We start from the raw sequence: 20,526 nt of genomic DNA, 5'->3' as shown, positions 1-20,526 counted from the left end.
ACTGCTGCCTCCCGTAGGAGTCTGGGCCGTGTCTCAGTCCCAATGTGGCCGTTCATCCTCTCAGACCGGCTACTGATCGTCGCCTTGGTGAGCCGTTACCCCACCAACTAGCTAATCAGACGCAGGCCCATCCTTTAGCGATAGCTTACATGTAGAGGCCATCTTTCACAATCCCTCCATGCGGAAGGACTGTCACATTCGGTATTAGCACCCCTTTCGGGATGTTGTCCCCATCTAAAGGGCAGGTTGCCTACGCGTTACTCACCCGTTCGCCACTAAGAGTGTCCAACACCGAAAACCCTCTCCGAAGATTTCGCTTTGGTGTCAGTCATGCTTGAGAGGCGTAGTAAAAATTGCTGCGCAATTTTTACCGCCTGGCGTCCGACCGAGGCATTCTCGGTGTCGGACACTCTCCGTTCGACTTGCATGTGTTAGGCATGCCGCCAGCGTTCGTCCTGAGCCAGGATCAAACTCTCCAATAAAGTTTATTGAAGAACCGATTGGCTCTTAGTTATTAAAAGAAATATTTGACTTGGTCTTGCGCTTACGCGCTCGACCCGCACATTCGCTTTTTTAGGTTTATGTTCAGTTTTCAAGGAACTTACCTGTCTAGCGATGTTGGCGTTTATTTACTGCCGTATCGCGGCGACTTGTATATAATACCACTCGTCCATCATTATGTCAACACTTTTTTCGTAACTTTTTTAACATTTTTTGCGATACGCAAGGCTGCGTTGGCAAAGAAAGTATTGAATCCGCTAAGCTTCACAGGATAAATTTTTTAACAAAATTTTTATCAAAAGCCAAAATCAAGTTGCCGTTCTAAGCTGGAATGCATTTTTCGCTCCGTAATTTTGTCGTCAGGAAGCAGCGGTGATTTTGAATCGTGTAAGCTTCTATCGGCAATTAAGAAAAACCGGCACTCAAAAGCTTCTGAAAAAAGTTTTGAGTGCCAGTTTAACTCCATCGCAGCTCGCTTTTAAAACGCAGGCTCGATAGTACCTTTATATTTATCGGCAATGAATTTTCTTACGGCCTCGGATTGATAAGCCTTAACAAACTCCTTATACTCCGGCTTATCCTTACTGCGAGCGGCGATAATCATTACAGCCAAAGGCTCGTCCTTAGGCTCTAAGAAGATATTCTGTTTCTTAACGTCCAAGCCGCCGCTCATAACATAGTTCATAGTAATAACAGCCGCATCTACGTCGGCCAAACTGCGGGGCAGCTGCGCGGCCTCCAGCTCCTTGATCTGAATATGCTTAGGATTATCGGCGATATCGTTAGGAGTAGCTTTCATGCCCAGGCCATCCTTCAATTTAATAACGCCTGCGCGCTCCAGCAGCATTAAGCCGCGGCCTCCGTTAGTCGGGTCGTTGGGGATAGCAATAATTGCGCCGTCGGGAATATCCTTAACATCATGCACCTTATCGCTGTAAATGCCCATGCGCATCAAAATAGCGTTGCCGATAGGAACCAAATCTCTCTTATTCTGCTTATTAAAATTATCCAAAAACGGCTTATGCTGATAGCTTGCCAAATCCAGCTCGCCGTCGGCCAAGGCCTTATCCGGCGGAATATAATCAGAAAACTCTACAACCTGCACCTTGAGGCCGCTTTTAGCGGCTTCCTTAGCCGCGGCTTCGACAACCTCCGCATGGGGGCCAGCTGTAGCGCCAACCTTAATAGCAGCTTCCTTTTTTGCTTCGCTGCCGCCGCAGCCTGCCGCCAGCAAAGCCGTCAGCGCCAAGGCCAATATCAATAATCTCTTTACCATCTTTATTACCTCCTTGATGATACCCTGTAAATTTAAAACCTAGTATATTACTAAGTAATCAGGATGTCAACAGAAAGTTTCATATATCCTACTATTTTAGTAGAGCTGTAAAAAATGTAACAAGTCAAAATAACTACGACAGCTAAAACCAATTATGCTTTGTTACCTGCAGTCTTATATACACAAAGAAAGCGTGCTTCCGAAAGTGCGGAAGCACGCTATAGTTTTAAAAGCAGAACAATTTTAAGCTTTTATTTACTCCCCGTCGTCCTCATGGTGAATAGCCGCTAAGGAAACTACCTTATCGTTTTCGTTCAGCGTCATCAGCTTTACGCCCTGAGTATTGCGGCCATACTGCGAAACGCTGTCCACGTCGATGCGGATAATGATGCCGCCGGAGGTAATCATCATAATCTCCTGCGCGGGATTGATTACGCGCATACCGACTACGCAGCCGGTTTTTTCCGTAATCTTAATATTGATGATGCCCTTGCCGCCGCGGGTCTGCTTGCGGTATTCGCTGACCGCCGTGCGCTTGCCCATGCCAAATTCCGTAGCCGTCAGCACCTCGTAATTTTCGTTAGGAACGCTGTCCATGGCCACAACCTCATCGCCGTAATTCAGGCTGATGCCGCGCACGCCATGAGCCGTGCGTCCCATAGGCCGCACATCCTGCTCGTCAAAACGGATAGCTACGCCGTTGCGGGTAGCCAGAATAATTTCGCTGTTGCCGTCGGTCAGCTCAACGCCAATCAAATCCTCGTTTTCATCCAGGTTGATAGCTACCAGACCGGCCTTACGGGCGCTTTCCAAATCCTTCAGATTGGTTTTCTTAACCGTGCCCTTATTGGTCGCCATAAACATAAACTGCTCGTCGGCAAATTCTTTCACCGGAATAACCGCCGTAATTTTTTCTCCCTGCTCCAAGGGCAGCAGGTTAATAATAGCGGTCCCCTTAGCCGTGCGTCCTGCTTCAGGTATTTCATAACCCTTTTGGCGATATACGCGGCCCTTATTCGTAAAGAACAAAATATTATGGTGAGTGGTGGAAAGGAAGAGATGCTCTGCGCAATCTTCTTTCTTGCCGCTGCCGCCGGTTTTGCCCACGCCGCCGCGCTTCTGGTTGCGGAAATTATCCAGCGTCTGGCGTTTAATATAACCCTGATGGCTGATAGTTACCACTATATCCTCTTCGGCAATCAAATCCTCGACGTCCATATCAGAGGAATCGCGGGAAATTTCCGTGCGGCGTTCGTCGCCGAACTTCTTTTTCATCTCCAGCAGGTCTTCTTTAATAATATTCATCACCTTGCGCTCGTCTGCCAGCACGCTTTCCAGCCAGTCGATGGTTTCCAGAACGTCCACATACTCCTCGTCGATTTTTTTACGCTCCAGGCCGGTCAAGCGCTGCAAGCGCATATCCAAAATAGCCTGGGCCTGACGCTGGCTTAAATTGAAGCCCTCCATCAAATTTACTCTGGCTATATCAGCCGTAGCGCTGTTGCGAATGGTGCTGATAACGGCGTCCAGATTATCCAGCGCAATTTTCAAGCCTTCTAAAATATGAGCGCGGTCCTTGGCTTTGCCCAGCTCGTAGCGGGTGCGTCGAGTAATAACGTCCTTTTGGTGGGCCAGATAGTATTCCAAAATTTGTTTCAAATTCAAAATACGCGGCTGACCGTTAACCAGCGCCAGCATAATAATGCCAAAGGAGCTTTGCAGAGCGGTATGCTTGTACAGCTGGTTCAAAACCACGTCGGGCACGGCGTCGCTTTTCAGCTCGATAACGATGCGGATGCCATGCTTGAGGTTGGAATAATCGTCGATATGGCTGATGCCTTCGATAGCGCCGTCCTTAGCAAGCTGAGCGATATCCTTAATCAAATTGGCCTTATTGACCTGATAGGGGATTTCGCTGACGATAATATTATGCTTGCCCTTATTAGCAGGCTCGATTACGGCCTTAGCGCGAATTTTTACCACGCCGCGGCCCGTAGTATAGGCGCTGGTAATGCCCTCCTTGCCTAAAATGCAGGCGCCGGTAGGGAAGTCAGGGCCTTTGATGGCCGTCATCAGCTGCGAAATTTCCACGTCGGGATTATCGATGAGCATCACGAGGCCGTTTACTACCTCGCATAAATTATGGGGCGGAATATTGGTCGCCATACCTACGGCGATACCGGCGCTGCCGTTAATCAGCAGGGCAGGGACCTTAGAAGGAAGTACGCTTGGCTCCTGCAAGGATTCATCATAGTTCGGCACAAAGTCCACGGTATCTTTTTCAATATCATCCAGCATAGCCTCGGCCAGCCTTGCCATGCGCACTTCTGTATAACGCATAGCTGCGGCGCTGTCGCCGTCGATACTGCCAAAATTTCCGTGTCCGTCAACCATCAGGTAACGGGTAGAAAAATCCTGAGCCAGACGCACTATAGCATCATAAACAGAGCTGTCGCCATGGGGATGATATTTACCTAAAACTTCACCGACGATACGAGCGGATTTTTTATAGGGCTTGGAAGGAGTCATGCCTGCTTCCTGCATAGCGTATAAAATACGGCGATGTACAGGCTTTAAGCCGTCGCGCACATCAGGCAGAGCGCGCTGAATAATAACGCTCATAGCGTAATCGATATAGGATTTTTGCATTTCCTCTTCGATATACACCGGCAGGACCTTACCAGTAATCGGTTCTAAAGTATCCACCTAATCACCTTTCTTTCACAAACACTTCATAAAATTAAATTCACAAAAAGATTATTTCAGTAATATCTCATAAACCTGCTTGCCTATAAGCAGAGTAGTTACCAAAAGATAAAGAGGACGCACATACGACGCTCCCTTTTTTATAGCCATACGCGATCCAAAGACAGCGCCAATCATCATGGCTAAAGCCATAATCACACCATATGACCAAATAATCGTACCGCTCACAGCAAACGACACCAACGCACCGACGCCGCTGGCAAAATTCAGCGCCTTGGCGTTGCCTGCGGCAGTTACAAAATCATAGCCTAAATATAAAAAGCCAAATATTAAAAACGAACCGGTGCCGGGGCCGAAAAAGCCGTCGTAAAAGCCGATGGCAAAGGCCATAACAAAAGCGCCCGCCAAAGCCTGTGCCCCCAGCTGCTGCACCGTTCCCGTATCGCCCCAATCCTTGCGGCGATAAGTATAGACGGCTACCAAAACCAACAGCACTACAATAATATTTTTCATCAGCTTTTCCGGCAGCAGGTAAACTACATAAGCCCCCAAAGCCGATCCTATAAAGGACAGGGGAGTTAAGGCCAGCGCCGCCTTTTTAATTTTTCCGGCACGCCAAAAAGAAATTACGCTGGTCAGCGAACCAACGGAAGCCGCAACCTTATTAGTTCCCAAAGCATAGGGGACAGGCAGCCCCAGACTGAGCAAAGCGGGAGTAGAAATAAGACCGCCACCGCCAACAGTAGAATCAATGAACGCCGAAATAAAGCCTGCCACGATTAAAAACAGGACAGTCCCTAAATCCAAAGCTCCTGCAAAATTTTCCACAAGCATCCCTCATTATAAATCAATTTATTTTCGCCAACTGATATACAGGCCGACGCTGCCCTCTAGGCATTCGCCGGTAAATGCTCCCGTCAACGGCTCGTTGCTGATAGCGTAAGGACGGGCCTGCGTTAGTAAGGCGTTGGTCAAAGGCCAGCGCACGCCGCCGATACTTACGCGGCATTCTGCGCTTAAAGGCAGCAGAGAAACGGCCTGCGCCGCTTTGTTATCCTGTAAAGATATTTCCACTTTTTCGCCGGCGTCCAGGAGCAGCAAAAATTCTTGCTCGTCCGCCAGCGCAACGCTACAGCCGCGCTCCTTTTTAAAAGCCAGCAGGGAATAGACGTTGCTGAAAAGATGGTCGAAGCGCCCGCCGAAAATTCCCGTCGCCACTACGTTGCCCGGAGGCATTTTTTTCAGCAGCAGCTGCAAATCGGTGTCGTCCTTCGCCGGAGGATGCAAAAAAATTTGCGCTCCTAAAGACTCAGCCTTGGCATATATTTCTTTAGCTGCGCTGTCGCAGTCGCCGACGAGCAAGGCGGGGGAAAGCCCGGCTTCCAAACAATATTGCGCGCCGCGGTCGGCGCAGCAAATTTTTTTTTGCCGCGCAATTTCACGCAGCCACACTTTAGCCGGAGCACGTCCTCCCGCAACGACGACGAGCAAACCGGGCGCGCCTTCGCCGCCATGTTTCACGTGAAACACCACGTTGCATTCCGGAAATTCTACAAGCGCAGCCATTATTTTTTAGCGACGGCCGCCGGTTTAATAACTATCTGGCCGTCTTCCTTCAGCACCTTCCAAGTGCAGTTGCCGTTTTTATTTTTCAGCCATTCCATGCTGATTTCCAAAAGAAAACGATTTAAGCGCTCCTGCGCTTCCTCCGGCAGCAGCAATTCCTTTTTTGCCGGAGCTTTAGCGTTTTTGATTCTGCTTGGCGTAATTTTTTCTTCGGCGTACATACCGTTTTCAAAAGTTAAATTTTCATTAAAGCCTTTCAGCATATCCGCGTCGGAAAGGCCTTTTTTTATTTTTACCATTTATCGCACCTCGTCGCGTTAAAATAGCAAACGCGCATTATAAATCAAGATTTCTTACTTTCTTGGCGTTAATTTCGATAAACTGTCGTCTGGGCTCCACCTTATCGCCCATGAGGATGGAGAAGATGCTGTCGGCCTCGGCGGCGTCCTCCAAATGCACCTGCAAAATCGTGCGTTTTTCCGGGTCCATCGTCGTTTCCCACAGCTGTCCTGGGTTCATCTCACCCAAGCCTTTGTAACGCTGCACATAAGGATTATTTTCACGGCCAACTTCGTCCAAAATCTTTTGCAGCTCCTCGTCACTGTAAGCGTAATAATGCTGCTTTTGATTTTTGCGAATCAGATACAAAGGAGGCTGTGCAATATAAACGTGGCCTTCCTTAATCAAGGGCTGCATATAGCGATAGAAGAAGGTCAACAGCAAGGTACGAATATGCGCGCCGTCCACGTCGGCATCGGTCATAATAATAATTTTGCCGTAGCGCGCTTTGTCCAAATTAAAATCGTCGCCAATACCGCAGCCGAAAGCCGTAATCATATTGCGGATTTCCTCGCTGCTCAGCACACGGTCCAAGCGCGCCTTTTCCACGTTCAAAATTTTGCCGCGCAAGGGAAGAATGGCCTGAAAATCGGAATTGCGTCCCTGCTTGGCACTGCCGCCTGCGGAATCGCCCTCGACCAAATAAATTTCAGTGTCTTCAACATTGCGGCTCTTGCAGTCGGCAAGCTTTCCTGGCAAACCGCCTAAATCCATGGCATTCTTGCGCCGCGTCAGCTCGCGCGCCTTGCGGGCAGCTACGCGGGCGCGGGCTGCCACGATGGCCTTATCGACGATTTTCTTAGCCGCGGCAGGGTTTTCCTCCATAAATTCCGCCAAAGCGTCTCCTACCAGATTATCGACGATGGGCATAACCTCGCTGTTGCCCAGCTTAATCTTCGTCTGGCTTTCAAACTGCGGGTTAGGAACCTTCAGGCTCAAAACTGCTGTCAAGCCCTCGCGCACGTCGTCGCCGCTTAAAGCGTCCTCGTTATCCTTAAGCAGCTTATTGGCACGGGCGTAATTATTTATCGTGCGGGTCAGAGCCTTACGAAAGCCGCTTAAATGAGTGCCGCCCTCCTCCGTATTGATATTATTAACATAGGTGAAGATATTCTCGTTATAGGTGTCGCAGTACTGCATAGCCACCTCAACGATGATGCTGCTCTTTTCGCCCTCCAGATAAATGGGCTTGAGATTGATTTTATCCTTGTTCTGGTCGACAAATTCCACAAATTCGATGATGCCGCCGGCAAAGTGAAAGGTTTCGCTGCGACCTTCAGGCCGTTCGTCCGTCAGCGAAATAGTAATCCCCTTGTTCAAAAACGCCAGCTCGCGGATACGCAGGCGCAAGGTATCGTAGCTGTATTCCGTTTCCGTAAAAATACTGGAATCAGGTTTGAAATGTACCGTCGTACCGGTAGTATCGCATTCGCCCTTTACATAGAGCTTTTTGGAGGTATGCCCCTGCTTGAATTCGATACCGTAGCGCTTGCCGCCGCGGCGTACTTCTACTTCCATATGCTCGCTCAATGCGTTAACGCAGGTAACGCCCACGCCGTGCAGGCCGCCGGAAACCTTATAGCCGCCGTCGCCGAATTTGCCGCCGGCGTGCAGCACCGTCATAATGACCTCGACGGCAGGCTTCTTTTCCTTTTTCATCTCATCCACCGGAATGCCGCGGCCATTGTCGATAACCGTAATGCTGTTATCCTCATGAATGATGACCTTGATATCGTTGCAGTGTCCGGCCAGGGCTTCGTCGATGCTGTTGTCCACAACCTCGTACACCAAGTGGTGCAGACCGCGGGCCGACGTACTGCCGATATACATGGCAGGTCTTTTACGCACTGCTTCCAGGCCTTCTAAAACGTGAATCTGCTCCGCGTTGTAATTACCATTGACGGCAGTAGCTTCCTCAATGTCAATATCCTTTTCCTGGGTCATGTTTACCTCCGTTAAATTTTAAAAATTAGTATAGACAGCGCCTCCGGCAAGGCCGGTTTCAGCGCGTTTTTTCAAAGTAAGGGAAGAAATGGAGGACAGATACATGGTATCGGCCGTCAGAATCAGACTGGCGTATTCCTCGCCGCCAGCCGCGTCCACTATTTTATATCTTCCGGCGTACTCCTTAACATAATCGCTGTAAATTAAAGACTGGCTGTGGCGCAGATTAAAAACGGCGATTATTTCACTGTTTTTTACCATGCAGTCGGCTCCCAAATGCAGATACATTCTGGTCCCTCCGTAAATAAGTCAATGTGTTTTCATACAGCTGGGGAGTAATCTCCTCCGGCTGCTTTCCCGTGACGAACAGTACTGCCAGCAGGCTTTCCTTTTTATCGGCGAAGCCCTGGCGCACCCGCTCGCAGTAATAGCCCTTCAGCTCGTCGCGAACGAACGTAAATAATATTTTATCACATGGACAGTATAAGCGGCAATTTTCATAGGTCAGCCACGGCTGGATACGCAGCAGCTCGACAAGCTTGTGCCGCAGCTCTTCGCGCTGCTGTCTGTCGCATACGCTGCATATTTCCAAACCCTTGAGCATTCTCGCGCCACATCGGGGGCAGACCGTATACTGCGGCGGGGGCGGAGCTTCTTCCGCCAGCCTTTGCTTTTCCTTACGGCGCAGCAGTGAGCCGCTGTGAAAATAAACCTTTTTTATTTTCAATCGGCCGCCAAGACAGGAATTTACCTTCTGCAAAAACAGGCTCTGCATCATGTACAGCTCGTTGGCCAGAACTGAATTTGCCGTACTTACATAAAGCTCCTGACCTTCGATTTTCTGAATAGAGCATTTATCTGCCAAATGCGGACCGCAGATTTCCTTCCAACGGCTCATCAGACTGTGCTGCAAATATAATTGCTTGGCCGCAGGTGCAGGCGTTATTTCCCGCGCTCTGTTGCGTCTGTCGAACAAACGCAGGCGAGGGTCGAATAAGCGCTGCATAGCCTCGTCGGCGCTGGCAAATTTATCGGCATACATTATTTTTCCTCGCTTATCACACCATTTTCAATTTTAAAATAAGCGTTGCCTGCCAAAGCAGGAATCAGCTCCCGGTCGTTAACCGTAATAAAGGTCTGTACGCGCCCGTCGATAAAACGCAGCAGCTGGGCCCGGCGGCTGTTGTCCAGCTCGCTCATTACGTCGTCTAAAAGCAACACGGGAAATTCTCCCAGCTGACGGCGCACATATTCCAGCTGGGATAGCTTTAAGGCTAAAGCGCCGCTGCGCTGCTGGCCCTGGGAGCCGAAGGAACGCAGGGACGTGCCGTTTAAAAGCAGCTGCAAATCGTCGCGGTGGGGGCCAACGCCCGTATTGCCGCGCAGAATGTCGACGCGCTGGCGCTCCGCCATACTGCGGCGGTAAAAATCTTCGCCGCAGGCCGCATCGTCCGCCGGATACAGCAGCTGGCCGTTATTGGCCTTCAACTCATAGCGCACCGCCAGCTGTTCCTTGTTGCTGGTAATTGAAGCGTAAATATCGCTGACAATACCCTCCAGCTTAGCTAAAGCAGTCAACCGTTTTTTAGTAATCCCGGCAGCCAGGCGAATAAATTCTTCGTCCCAGGGACGCAGGGCCGCGCTGCTGCCGCCCTCGTCCCGCAGCTCCTTCAGCAAACGGTTGCGCTGCAGCAGCACGCGGTTATATTTCACCAGTAAATCGTAATATACCGGGTCCGTCTGAGATATCTGCATATCGAAGAAGCGCCGCCGCAGCGCCGGTTCGCCCTTCACCAGCTGCAAATCCTCCGGCGAAAACATGACAGCGTTCAAGGCTCCGTAATGCTCCCTGGGACGCACCTTAGCGCCGTCCAGCAAAATTTCCTTTTTCCAGCGCTCCTGCTGCCGGTATTTTTTCAGCTTGACCTCGTGCCTGCCGCTATAGCTTTCGTATTCCACGCCCGCAGCCATGGCTTCCGACCCCAGACGCAGCAGCTCTTCCTCCGCCGTCGTGCGGTGGGAAAGGCCGAAGGCACTGTAGAAAATAGCCTCCAGCAGATTAGTTTTTCCTTGGGCGTTAGCGCCGTAAAAGACGTTAATCATGGACGGCAGCGAAAGCTCGCAGCTGCTGTAATTGCGAAAATTTACGGCGTATAAACGATTGATTTTCATGCTTCCACAGTAACGGTAAGCTCTATCTGATTATCCACGTTAACCACGTCGCCGGGATAAACCTTTTTGCGTTTTTCGGTAATCGTTTTGCCGTTCAGCTTAACGACGCCGTCTTCCACCATCAAAAAGGCCTGTCCGCCGGTTTCGGCCACGCCGGAAAATTTCAGCAGCTTATCCATAGTAATAAATTCGGTAGTGATAGCTACGTTTTCTTTCTGCATTTTTCGCTCCTTAGAAAACTACGCGCACGGGAGTTACGATATAAACGTAATCCGCCTCTTCCTCGCAGGTAACGCAGACCGGACTCAAAGAGGTGTTCATAGACAGCGTTACCTCGTCGCCTTCAATATTTTTAAGAATGTCCAGAATATATTTAGAGTTAAAGGCTACGTTCAGCTGGTCGCCCTCCGTGGAGCAGGCAATAACCTCGCGTCCCGTGCCTACGTCGGGACTGCTGGAGGTAATCGTCATTTCCTCTGCGTCCACGCTCATTTTGATAATGCTGTAATCACCCTCGGTGGAAAACAGCGCTACGCGCTCTACGGCTCCGGCTAATTCTTTAGCGTTAACCTCGGTCTTGACAGCGAATTTAGCGGGAATAACCCGGTTGTAATCGGGGAATTTGCCTTCAATCAAACGGGAAACGATAACCACATTGTCGATAATTACCATTATTTGATTATTGAGCAGAGAAATTTTTACCTCCTGCGGAATTTCCCCCGTTAAATTACGAGTAATTTCGTTCAGCACCTTGGCGGGAATAATCATGCTCATAGGCTCGCTTGTAGCTTGAGCGGAGGATTTAATCGCCAAACGATGGGTATTAGTGCCGACAAAGGTAATTTTTTCTTCCTTGGCTTCAACTAAAACGCCGGTAAAGAGGGGACGCGCTTCGTCGGTAGAGCAGGAGAAAATAGTTTTTTTAATCAGCTCCTTGATTTTTTCATCGGCGATTGTAATGGTTTTATTGCCGTCAAAATCGGGGAATTTAGGATAATCGTCTTCATTCATTAAGAGCAGATTAAATTCCGATTTACCGGAGCTGACCTTGATTGTTTTTTGCTCGCTGTTTTTCGTAATAGTCAGGCTTTCGCAGGGCAGCTTACGGATAAGCTCGGATAAATGCTTAGCGGAAACTACTATTTCCCCCGGTTCGGTAATATCCGCGTCGATAGTACAGGAAATAGCCATATTAAGGTCCATTGCCTGAATTGCTAATTTATCTTGGTTGGTAAAAATATGAATGCAGGAAAAAATAGGTGTGCTTGGTTTGGAAATAATGGCTCTTTGAGCAGTTTGGATAGCTTTATTCAAAGCGTTAGTGTTGCAGGTGATCAGCATTTGTTCACAGTCCTCCTTAAATATATTATTACTATAATAATTTTATAAAAGTAGTCGACGTAGTAGTAGAGCCTGTTAGTTATGTGGAAAAGACCTCTGAGCCTGATGGTACTGCGGTTTTCCACTTGTAGATAAGCCTGTGTATAAGCGGGAAATATTTTACACGGAATCTACAGGCAAAATTTCTATCAACTTTTTCTTAAAGTTATACACAGTTTTAAGCTGGGTTATCAACAGTTTTTGTGGATAACTTTTTGCTTTATTGGCGTAGGATATTAGTCATTTCTTGCAGCTCGCTTTGCAGCGCTAAATTAGTATTTTTGTTCTTGCTGATTTTTTCGTAGGCGTGAATGACAGTGGTGTGGTCGCGCCCGCCGAAAAGCTCGCCGATGCGGGGATAGGAAAGGTCTGCTAGCTCGCGGCACAGGTACATGGCTATCTGACGGGGATAGGCGATATTCTGCGTGCGCTTTTTGTTGAACAGCTCTTCCTCTTTGATATTGTAATGCTCGGCTACGACCTTGATGATGCCTTCAAAGGTGATAGTGCTGGTTTTAACGGTATTGCCCATGTCCGTGAGTACCTTTTGCGCGGTTTCGACGGTAATGGGCATATCCATAAGCGAAGAGTAGGCGATAATTTTTGTGTAAGCGCCTTCGATTTCTCTGATATTGGTAGCGATATTGGTAGCCAGCAGGGTAATGACGTCGTTGGGCATCTGAATATGGTCTGAGGCCGCTTTAGTGCGCAGAATCGCTATACGGGTTTCCAAATCCGGCGGCTGGATGTCGGCTTTCAGGCCCTGGTCAAAGCGGGAGCGCAGCCGATCTTTCAGAGTTTCAATTTCGCGGGGAGGAAGGTCGCTGGAGATGATGATTTGTTTATTGGCGTCTTTGAGAGCATTGAAGGTATGGAAAAATTCTTCCTGTGTTTGCTCCTTGCCTTTAAGAAATTGAATATCGTCGATGATTAAACAATCGATATTGCGGTATTTTTGCCGGAAGGCTTCCGTATTTTTATTTTGAATGGAGTTGATGATTTCGTTGGTGAAATTTTCGCTGGAGGTGTACAGCACCTTCATGCTGGGATTATTTTGCTTGATGCGATTGCCGATGGCATGCATTAGATGGGTTTTGCCTAAGCCTACGCCGCCGTACAGGAACAGGGGATTGTAGGCGTGGGCCGGGTTGTTGGCTACCGCCTGAGCGGCGGCGTGAGCGAAGCGGTTGGAATTGCCGATGACGAAGGTTTCAAAAACGAATTTGGGATTTAAATTGCTTTCCACTGTTTCTTGGGAGCTGGTCTTTTCGTTGAAAAGCTGCTGCTGCTGGGTCTTGGGCTGCTTTGCTTCCGGGGCCTGCTCTTGGGACGCAGGCTCTATGAGCCCGTTGTCCATGGTTTCGATGAGCAGCTTAATATTTTTACCCATAATGCCGGAAAGAATACCTTCGATGACGGAGGCGTAATTTTCCTCCAGCATATTTTTGAAAAAGGTATTTTTGACGGCTACCTTGTAATAGGAGTCGGTTACTTCCAACGGCATAATGGGCTTAATCCAAACGTCGAATATCTTTTCATTGACTGATTCCTTGAATTTTTCCTTGCATTTCACCCAGATTTCTGCTAAATCATAGGAACTCATAGGGAACATCCTTTCCTTGTTTATTTAGAAAAAATAAAAACGACAGCCTGCATGGCTCTGCCGTGAGCTGAGCAAGTGCCGAGAATTGCGTTTTAACTTCTAAATTATCCATATATATTTTAGCAGACTGTGGATAACTTCGCAAATTTCTTAACAAAATTTCTTGGAAGCGCTGTAAAATGAGCGTTTTCTACTTGACGAAATTTTTATTTTCTCATATAATATTTCAGTAATACCGTGCATTGCTCTAGGTGCGCGCTTTTTCAGGCGACGCTGGGCTGCGTTGCGGCGCTAAAACAGCTATCAATTCAGATACATAGAATTTGATAAAATTTTGCGGTGGTAAGGAGGGAATACTGAATGAAACGTACTTTTCAACCTAATAATCTCAGAAGAAAAAGAACTCATGGTTTCAGAGAAAGAATGAAAACTTTGGGCGGTCGTCAAGTTCTCAAAAGAAGACGTGCTAGAGGCAGAAAGAAATTGTCTGCATAACATTATAAAATAGGCCGCGCAAGTGGCCTATTTTTTCCATGCGGGCAGGTGCGCATTTAATGCAGAAGAAAAAGTATACGTTAAAAAAAATCAACAGACTGAAATCCAAGAAAAGTTATCAATGCGTTTATGGCAAGGGACGTACCGTAGTTGACGGTATGTCGGTCTTTTATATTCTTGCGGATCAGGGCGACGATCTGAAAATCGGCCTTGCCGTAGGCAAAAAATTAGGCTGCGCCGTGGTACGCAACAGAATTAAGCGAAGGATGCGGGAGGCTTTCCGTATGCATCGCGCAGAGCTTAAAAAAGGGTATCATATAGTTTGGGTGGCCCGTCGCAAGCTGACGAAGGCCGATTATAAGACTTTTGAACGTGTTTTTTTAAGACTGGCAAAAAGAGCAGCGCTGCTGCAGGAATAAGGATAGAAGGCTATGAGTAGGATATTGATTTTAGGTATAAGATTTTATCAGCTCTTTATTTCGCCTCTGTTTCCGCCGACGTGCAGGTTTTATCCCACCTGTTCCGCCTACGCTATCGAGGCGATACAAAAAAAGGGGCCTGTCAGGGGCTTATGGCTGGCACTGAAGCGCATTGCCAAATGCCATCCTTATCATCCCGGCGGTTATGATCCTGTTAAATAATATCTAAAAATAAACTAACGCTTTATTTTCGAGGAGTGATATTTTGGATTTTCTCAGCAATATAGTCCAGCAGGTAATTACTATACTCTATAATTTGACCAGCAGCATGGGAATGCCCAGCTACGGTCTGGCTATTGTGCTTATGACTATTATCGTCAAGCTGATTTTGTATCCGCTTTCCAAAAAGCAGATTGAATCCACCAAAGCTATGATGGAGCTGCAGCCGAAGATGAAGGCGATTCAGGAAAAATACAAAGACGATAAGCAGCGCCTGAATATGGAATTGGCTAATCTTTATAAAAGCGAGGGCGTAAACCCCCTGGCAGGCTGCCTGCCTCTTTTGATTCAAATGCCGATTATGATCGGTATCTTCTACGGTATCCGTGATTTCCATTATGCTGGCTCCGCGGCCTTTTTGTGGATGGAAAACATTTCCAACCCCGACCCCACTTATATTTTACCGGTATTGTCCGCGCTGACGACTTTTATTTCGTCCAAGCAGACCATGCCTGATACTGGCAATCCGCAAAATAAGATTATGCTCTACTTTATGCCTTTGTTTATTGGTTACATCAGCTTATCCTTCCCGGCAGGCCTGGTGCTGTATTGGGTAGTAATGAATATTATGCAGATTGCTCAACAGACCATGATGAACAAGGCTGCCGGCAAGTAACCAAATCAAAAGGAGTGAAAGAGAGATGGCTTTTGTTGAAAAAACTGGCAAGAGCGTAGAGGACGCTGTTGCCGAGGCTTTAAAGGAATTAAACGTCACCGCCGAACAAGCCGATGTAGAAATTATTGAAGAGGGTAAAAAGGGCTTTTTCGGTTTTGGCCGCAAGGACGCCAAGGTGCGCGTAAGCGTGAAGGAGCAGGCAGTTCCTGCGCCGCAGGCTCCGGAAAAAACCGTGGGCGAGGCTACGGCCGAGGCTGTCAAGGCCGTTAAGGAAGCAGCCGCTATCGCTGTGAATACGGTATCGAAAAAGGCCGACAGCGTGAAAACGGAAGCGGTCAGCGCCGCCGACGAATTTACGAAAAAGGCAGCAGCCGCTAAGGAGCAGGCTGTGGATTCGGCTATTTCCGCTTTGGAATCCTTAAAAAGTGAGCGTCCGGTCCGCGAGCCCCGCAGATATGCGGTGAACGACGAGGCTGTCAATGCCGCCAAGGAATTTTTGCAGAAGGTCTTCAATGCTATGAAGATCGACGTGGTAATGGAAAAATTCATCAATAAGAACGACGGCAGCGTTACCTTTAAGCTGCACGGCGACGATATGGGCATTTTGATCGGCAAGCATGGACAGACTTTGGACAGCTTGCAGTATCTGACTAATCTGGTGGCTAATAAAAACAGCAGCGAGCGCGTGCGCGTAATCATCGACGTGGAGGATTACCGCGACCGCCGCGTAGAAACCCTGAGCCGTTTGGCAGTGCGCCTGGCAGATAAGGTTAAACGCACCGGCGAGCGCGTAGCGCTGGAGCCGATGAATCCCCATGAGCGTAAGATCATCCACATGGCCCTGCAGGGCGATCGCCGGGTTACGACCCTTAGCGAGGGCGACGATCCTTATCGCCATGTAGTAATCGAATTGAAAAAATAAAGATTTTATAACCCAGTAAGCTTTTACTGGGTTATATTTTATACTGCGGCATTTATAGCGAAGGGAGGGCAAGCAAATGGCAGAGGAAACTATCAGCGCGGTCATTACGGCTTTAGGCGAGGGAGCCGTGGGCATTGTGCGCGTCAGCGGCCCGCAGGCTCTGGCAGTGGGCGAGCGCTTGTTTAAAGCGGCGAGCGGCAGGCCCTTGGCCGACTATCCCGTTAATACTTTGGTTTACGGTCACGTTTACGACTGCGACGGCAGTCTGGTGGACGAGGTTTTAGCCGTATATATGCGCGGGCCTCGTTCCTACACGGCGGAGGACGTAGTGGAAATTCAGTGCCACGGCGGTCTGCAATCCTTGCAAAAAATTTTGGCGCTGACTTATGCAGCAGGAGCGCGGCCTGCGGAGCCCGGCGAATTTACTAAGCGCGCTTTTTTAAACGGGCGTATAGATTTGACGCAGGCGGAAGCGGTCATGGATATTATCCGTTCCCGCAGCGAGACCGGCTTAAAGCTGGCGGCCCGGCAGCAGCAGGGCCAGCTGGCGCGTGCTTTGCGGGAGCTGCGCCGGAATTTGCTAGATGTGGTGGTAAATTTAGAGGCGGTTATCGATTATCCCGAAGAGGATATCGAGGATGTGACCTACGGCAGAGTGCAGGAGAGCATCGGCGCTTGCAGTGCAAGAATCGCTAAGCTTTTGGCTAACGCGCATACGGGCAAGATTTTACGCGAGGGCCTGCGCACGGCCATCGTCGGGCGTCCTAATGTGGGCAAGTCCAGCCTGCTGAACGCTTTATTGCAGGAGGACAGGGCTATCGTTTCTCAGTATGCCGGTACGACCCGCGACGTTATCGAGGAGCAGCTGCTGCTGGACGGCGTGCCGCTGGTGCTGGCGGATACGGCGGGCATTCGCAGCACGGAGGATTTTGTCGAAAAAATCGGCGTGGAAAAAAGCCGCAGGCTTTTGCAGGAGGCGGAGCTGATCGTTTGCGTTATCGACGGCAGCGAGGGGTTGACCGAGGAGGACGAAAGCATTTTGCGGGCGGCCGCCGGTAAGCCCTGCGTGATTATCGTCAATAAAAGCGATTTAGCTTTACAGGTTGATTTAGAAGCCTTGCGTAGGCGCTTCGGCGGCGACAGGGTGATGACCTTATCCGCCAAAACCTTGAGCGGCGTGGAGGATTTCAGCGTTTGGCTGAAAAATTACGTTTACGGCAGTGAGGGAACCTTGGGCGACGGCGCTTATGTGCAGAACGCGCGGCAGGAAAATCTTTTGCGGCGAGCGCTGCAATCTTTGGAAGATGCGGGCAGAGCTGTCGCAGACGCGCTACCTTACGACTGCATTGAAATCGACGTGCGCACGGCCATCGATTTGCTGGGCGAAATTACCGGCGACACCGTGCAGGACGAGATTATCAACGAAATTTTTTCCCGCTTCTGCATTGGCAAGTGAAAAAATTTATGATATATATTCGCAATTATTTATCACTCGTTCAGCGCAAATTTTACGCTCATTGCGAGCGGAACCATCACGAAGCTGCGGTAAAATTTGGCAGCAAAAAATTTTACTCTTCGTACCCTTGCTTCTATGGTTCCATGCACTCATTCGCTAAATTTGCTATTTCACTCCGTGATATAATAATTGCTTCTTAAAAATTTTTTCTATGATATTTTTGAAAGAGATTATTGAAAATGAGTTATGTTACAGATAAATTTGATGTGATTGTAGTCGGTGCGGGACATGCCGGCGTAGAGGCAGCTCTGGCGGCGGCGCGCTTGGGCGGCAAAACGCTGCTGGCCACCTTGTCCTTGGACAACGTGGCTTTAATGCCCTGCAATCCGTCCATTGGCGGCCCGGCTAAAGGCCATTTGGTGCGGGAGCTGGACGCTTTAGGCGGGCAAATGGGCATCAGCGCCGATTTGGCCTGCATTCAGATGCGCTTGCTGAACACGGGCAAGGGTTACGCCGTACACGCGCTGCGCGGACAGGAGGATAAGCCCTACTACCATACGCTGATGAAAAAAATTGTCGAAGAGCAGGAGGGCTTGGAGCTGAAGCAGCTGATGATCGATAAGCTGCTGGTGGAAAACGGTCAGGTCGTAGGCGTGGAAGCCGAAACCGGTGAAGTTTTTGAAGCTCCCTGCGTTATTCTGGCTACCGGAACTTATTTGCGCGGCCGTATCGTTTACGGTCAGGTGAATTACGAGTGCGGGCCCAACGGACTGCGCAGCGCGCAAAAGCTGTCCGCGTCTTTGGTGGAGCACGGCGTGGAGCTAATGCGCTTTAAAACCGGTACGCCTGCCCGTATCGACGCCCGCAGTCTTGACTACAGCAAAATGGAGCCCCAGTATGGCGATGAAGAGGTACGCAATTTTTCTTTTATCAGCGATATTCAGACTAGAGAGCAGGTGCCCTGCTATCTGACCTATACTAACGAAAAGACCCATAAAATCATTCGCGATAATCTGCATCTTTCCGGCATGTTCAACGGCATGATTGAAGGCGTGGGCCCGCGCTACTGCCCGTCTATCGAATCGAAAATCGTGCGCTTTGCTAATAAGGAGCGGCACCAGCTGTTTATCGAACCGGAGGGACGCAGCACTAACGAAATGTATGTGCAGGGGATGAGTTCGTCCTTGCCTGCTCACGTGCAGCTGCAATTTATGCAGACCATTCCCGGACTGGAGCATTGCAAAATGATGCGCGCCGGTTATGCCATAGATTATGATTGCCTTGATCCCCTGCAGCTGAAACCATCGCTGGAGCATAAGGCTATCGGCGGCTTGTTCAGCGCCGGACAGTCTAACGGCACCAGCGGCTACGAGGAGGCTGCGGCCCAGGGCTTGATGGCAGGCATCAACGCTATGATGAAGCTGAAGGGCAAGGAGCCCTTGGTGCTGCGGCGCGACGAGGCTTATATCGGCGTGCTGATCGACGATTTAGTTACTAAGGGAACGAACGAGCCCTACCGCATGATGACTTCGCGGGCCGAATACCGCTTGCTGCTGCGACAGGATAACGCCGATCTGCGCCTGACGGAAAAGGGCCGCGAGCTGGGGCTGGTGGATGACCATCGCTATGCGCGCTTTACGGAAAAACGCACAGCCTTGGAGCGCATCATCAGCCAGCTGGGCAAGCAGAATATTGCTCCCAGCGAGGAAAATAACGCTAAGCTTTTGGCTATGGGAACGGCTCCTATCCGCAGCGGCAGCAGTTTGCTGGATTTGCTGCGCCGCAAGGAAATTACCTACGCTAAGCTGCAAGCAGCCTTCGAGCTGCCGCAGCTGGAGCCGCAGGTAGCCGAGCAGGCGGAAATTTTTGCCAAGTACGAGGGCTACATCACCAAACAGCGGCAGGAAGTGGAACGCTTTATGAAGCTGGAAAACAAACGGCTGCCGGAGGATATCGATTATCATGGCATCAAAGAGCTTTCCAGCGAGGCGGCGGAAAAGCTGGATAAGGTGCGCCCTGCCAATATCGGACAGGCCTCGCGCATCAGCGGCGTATCCCCGGCGGACGTCAGCGTGCTGATGATAGCTTTGGAGCTGCGGCGCAGAAGGGAGCATGAGCAATGACCTTGACTTTTGAAGAAATTTTGGCGGCTCGCGGCGCCGAAGCTGGGCTGAGTTTTACGCCGCGGCAGCTGGAACAGTTCGGCAAATATTACGCGCTGCTGGTGGAAACCAATAAGGTGATGAACCTGACGGCGATTACCGAGCCGGAGGAAGTGGCCGTTAAGCATATGATAGACAGTTTGCTGGCCTGGGAGGCAGGCATGGAAGGCAAACTTTTGGCCGACGTAGGCACGGGCGCAGGCTTTCCCGGAGTGCCGCTGAAAATTTACTGCCCCAATCTTAAGGTCGTGCTGATAGATTCCTTGGGCAAGCGATTGAAATTTTTGCAGCAGGTTATCGGCGCGCTGGAGCTGAAAGATATTTGCTGCGAGCATTTGCGGGCGGAGGACGCGGGACGCAATCCAAAGCACCGCGAAAAATACGATTTCGTAACTGCCAGAGCCGTGGCGCGTTTAAGCGTGCTGTCGGAGTATTGCCTGCCGCTGGTGAAAAAGGGCGGGCAGTTTATCGCCCTCAAGGGCAGCAAGTACGCGGACGAAATTGCCGAAGGCAGCGAAGCCGTAAAAATTTTGGGCGGAAAAATTATCAGCGCTGAGCCTGTAAAATTACCCGGTCTTGACGACGGACGTGCTATAATAAAGATAAGCAAAATTAAAACTACTCCGGCTCAGTATCCGCGTAAGGCGGGGACGCCGGAAAAGCAGCCCTTAGGCAGCAGATAGGGGGAAA

General features: G+C 49.6%; 20 protein-coding genes and 1 rRNA gene. 8 read left to right on the top strand and 13 right to left on the bottom strand.

Annotated features, from left to right (window positions below):
* The 13 genes from QZ105_RS04210 to dnaA all read right to left on the bottom strand — a co-directional run.
* A 16S ribosomal RNA gene (locus QZ105_RS04210) occupies positions 1-482 on the bottom strand; the annotation flags it as partial.
* A gap of 497 nt (positions 483-979) precedes the next feature.
* Complete coding sequence (locus tag QZ105_RS04205) at positions 980-1,777, bottom strand: MetQ/NlpA family ABC transporter substrate-binding protein (RefSeq protein WP_293728605.1); 798 nt, start codon at positions 1,775-1,777, stop codon at positions 980-982.
* A gap of 255 nt (positions 1,778-2,032) precedes the next feature.
* Positions 2,033-4,483 carry a DNA gyrase subunit A gene (gyrA, locus tag QZ105_RS04200; protein WP_293728604.1) on the bottom strand — a complete coding sequence of 817 codons (2,451 nt, stop codon included), beginning with the start codon at positions 4,481-4,483 and terminating at the stop codon, positions 2,033-2,035.
* A 51-nt stretch (positions 4,484-4,534) separates the two neighbouring features.
* Complete coding sequence (locus QZ105_RS04195; RefSeq protein WP_293728603.1) at positions 4,535-5,311, bottom strand: TSUP family transporter; 777 nt, start codon at positions 5,309-5,311, stop codon at positions 4,535-4,537.
* 24 nt (positions 5,312-5,335) lie between these two features.
* On the bottom strand, positions 5,336-6,004 hold the full coding sequence (locus tag QZ105_RS04190) for a thiamine diphosphokinase (protein WP_293728602.1): 669 nt from the start codon (positions 6,002-6,004) through the stop codon (positions 5,336-5,338).
* Positions 6,005-6,048: 44 nt separating this feature from the next.
* A complete protein-coding gene (locus QZ105_RS04185) occupies positions 6,049-6,348 on the bottom strand; it encodes a hypothetical protein (protein ID WP_293728601.1) in 300 nt (99 codons plus the stop codon).
* A 37-nt stretch (positions 6,349-6,385) separates the two neighbouring features.
* Positions 6,386-8,332: a DNA topoisomerase (ATP-hydrolyzing) subunit B gene (gene gyrB / locus QZ105_RS04180; protein WP_293728600.1), complete on the bottom strand. Its 1,947-nt coding sequence runs from the start codon at positions 8,330-8,332 to the stop codon at positions 6,386-6,388.
* An 18-nt stretch (positions 8,333-8,350) separates the two neighbouring features.
* Entirely contained in the window at positions 8,351-8,593 is a 243-nt protein-coding gene (gene remB / locus QZ105_RS04175; protein ID WP_293728599.1) for an extracellular matrix regulator RemB, read from the bottom strand.
* Positions 8,577-9,374 (bottom strand): DUF721 domain-containing protein, encoded by a 798-nt coding sequence (locus QZ105_RS04170; protein ID WP_293728598.1) that lies wholly within the window; start codon positions 9,372-9,374, stop codon positions 8,577-8,579. The genes remB and QZ105_RS04170 overlap by 17 nt, the downstream gene beginning before the upstream one ends.
* Positions 9,374-10,504 carry a DNA replication/repair protein RecF gene (gene recF / locus QZ105_RS04165; RefSeq protein WP_293728597.1) on the bottom strand — a complete coding sequence of 377 codons (1,131 nt, stop codon included), beginning with the start codon at positions 10,502-10,504 and terminating at the stop codon, positions 9,374-9,376. The genes QZ105_RS04170 and recF overlap by 1 nt, the downstream gene beginning before the upstream one ends.
* Positions 10,501-10,725, bottom strand: a complete 225-nt coding sequence (locus tag QZ105_RS04160; protein WP_293728596.1) for an RNA-binding S4 domain-containing protein — start codon at positions 10,723-10,725, stop codon at positions 10,501-10,503. The genes recF and QZ105_RS04160 overlap by 4 nt, the downstream gene beginning before the upstream one ends.
* Positions 10,726-10,735: 10 nt before the next feature.
* Positions 10,736-11,845: a DNA polymerase III subunit beta gene (dnaN, locus tag QZ105_RS04155; RefSeq protein ID WP_293728595.1), complete on the bottom strand. Its 1,110-nt coding sequence runs from the start codon at positions 11,843-11,845 to the stop codon at positions 10,736-10,738.
* A gap of 259 nt (positions 11,846-12,104) precedes the next feature.
* Positions 12,105-13,487: a chromosomal replication initiator protein DnaA gene (dnaA, locus tag QZ105_RS04150; protein ID WP_293728594.1), complete on the bottom strand. Its 1,383-nt coding sequence runs from the start codon at positions 13,485-13,487 to the stop codon at positions 12,105-12,107.
* A 360-nt stretch (positions 13,488-13,847) separates the two neighbouring features.
* Between dnaA and rpmH the strand changes: the two genes are divergently transcribed.
* The 8 genes from rpmH to rsmG all read left to right on the top strand — a co-directional run bounded on the left by rpmH (position 13,848) and on the right by rsmG (position 20,519).
* Positions 13,848-13,982, top strand: a complete 135-nt coding sequence (rpmH, locus tag QZ105_RS04145; RefSeq protein WP_021718820.1) for a 50S ribosomal protein L34 — start codon at positions 13,848-13,850, stop codon at positions 13,980-13,982.
* 59 nt (positions 13,983-14,041) lie between these two features.
* Positions 14,042-14,401, top strand: a complete 360-nt coding sequence (gene rnpA, locus QZ105_RS04140) for a ribonuclease P protein component (protein WP_293728593.1) — start codon at positions 14,042-14,044, stop codon at positions 14,399-14,401.
* A 12-nt stretch (positions 14,402-14,413) separates the two neighbouring features.
* Entirely contained in the window at positions 14,414-14,623 is a 210-nt protein-coding gene (yidD, locus tag QZ105_RS04135; protein ID WP_293728592.1) for a membrane protein insertion efficiency factor YidD, read from the top strand.
* A gap of 43 nt (positions 14,624-14,666) precedes the next feature.
* Positions 14,667-15,296 carry a YidC/Oxa1 family membrane protein insertase gene (locus tag QZ105_RS04130; protein ID WP_293728591.1) on the top strand — a complete coding sequence of 210 codons (630 nt, stop codon included), beginning with the start codon at positions 14,667-14,669 and terminating at the stop codon, positions 15,294-15,296.
* A 25-nt stretch (positions 15,297-15,321) separates the two neighbouring features.
* On the top strand, positions 15,322-16,218 hold the full coding sequence (gene jag, locus QZ105_RS04125; protein WP_293728590.1) for an RNA-binding cell elongation regulator Jag/EloR: 897 nt from the start codon (positions 15,322-15,324) through the stop codon (positions 16,216-16,218).
* A 76-nt stretch (positions 16,219-16,294) separates the two neighbouring features.
* Positions 16,295-17,674, top strand: coding sequence for a tRNA uridine-5-carboxymethylaminomethyl(34) synthesis GTPase MnmE (gene mnmE / locus QZ105_RS04120; protein WP_293728589.1), 1,380 nt, complete (start codon positions 16,295-16,297; stop codon positions 17,672-17,674).
* Positions 17,675-17,913: 239 nt separating this feature from the next.
* A complete protein-coding gene (gene mnmG / locus QZ105_RS04115) occupies positions 17,914-19,797 on the top strand; it encodes a tRNA uridine-5-carboxymethylaminomethyl(34) synthesis enzyme MnmG (protein ID WP_293728588.1) in 1,884 nt (627 codons plus the stop codon).
* Positions 19,794-20,519 (top strand): 16S rRNA (guanine(527)-N(7))-methyltransferase RsmG, encoded by a 726-nt coding sequence (gene rsmG, locus QZ105_RS04110; RefSeq protein ID WP_293728587.1) that lies wholly within the window; start codon positions 19,794-19,796, stop codon positions 20,517-20,519. The genes mnmG and rsmG overlap by 4 nt, the downstream gene beginning before the upstream one ends.
* Positions 20,520-20,526: the final 7 nt, after the last annotated feature.

This window comes from uncultured Phascolarctobacterium sp. (genome assembly GCF_905212365.1).
GTDB lineage: Bacteria > Bacillota > Negativicutes > Acidaminococcales > Acidaminococcaceae > Phascolarctobacterium_A.
The sequence above is the reverse complement of the archived record's forward strand: the minus strand, read 5'-3'. Positions and strand labels throughout refer to the sequence as shown.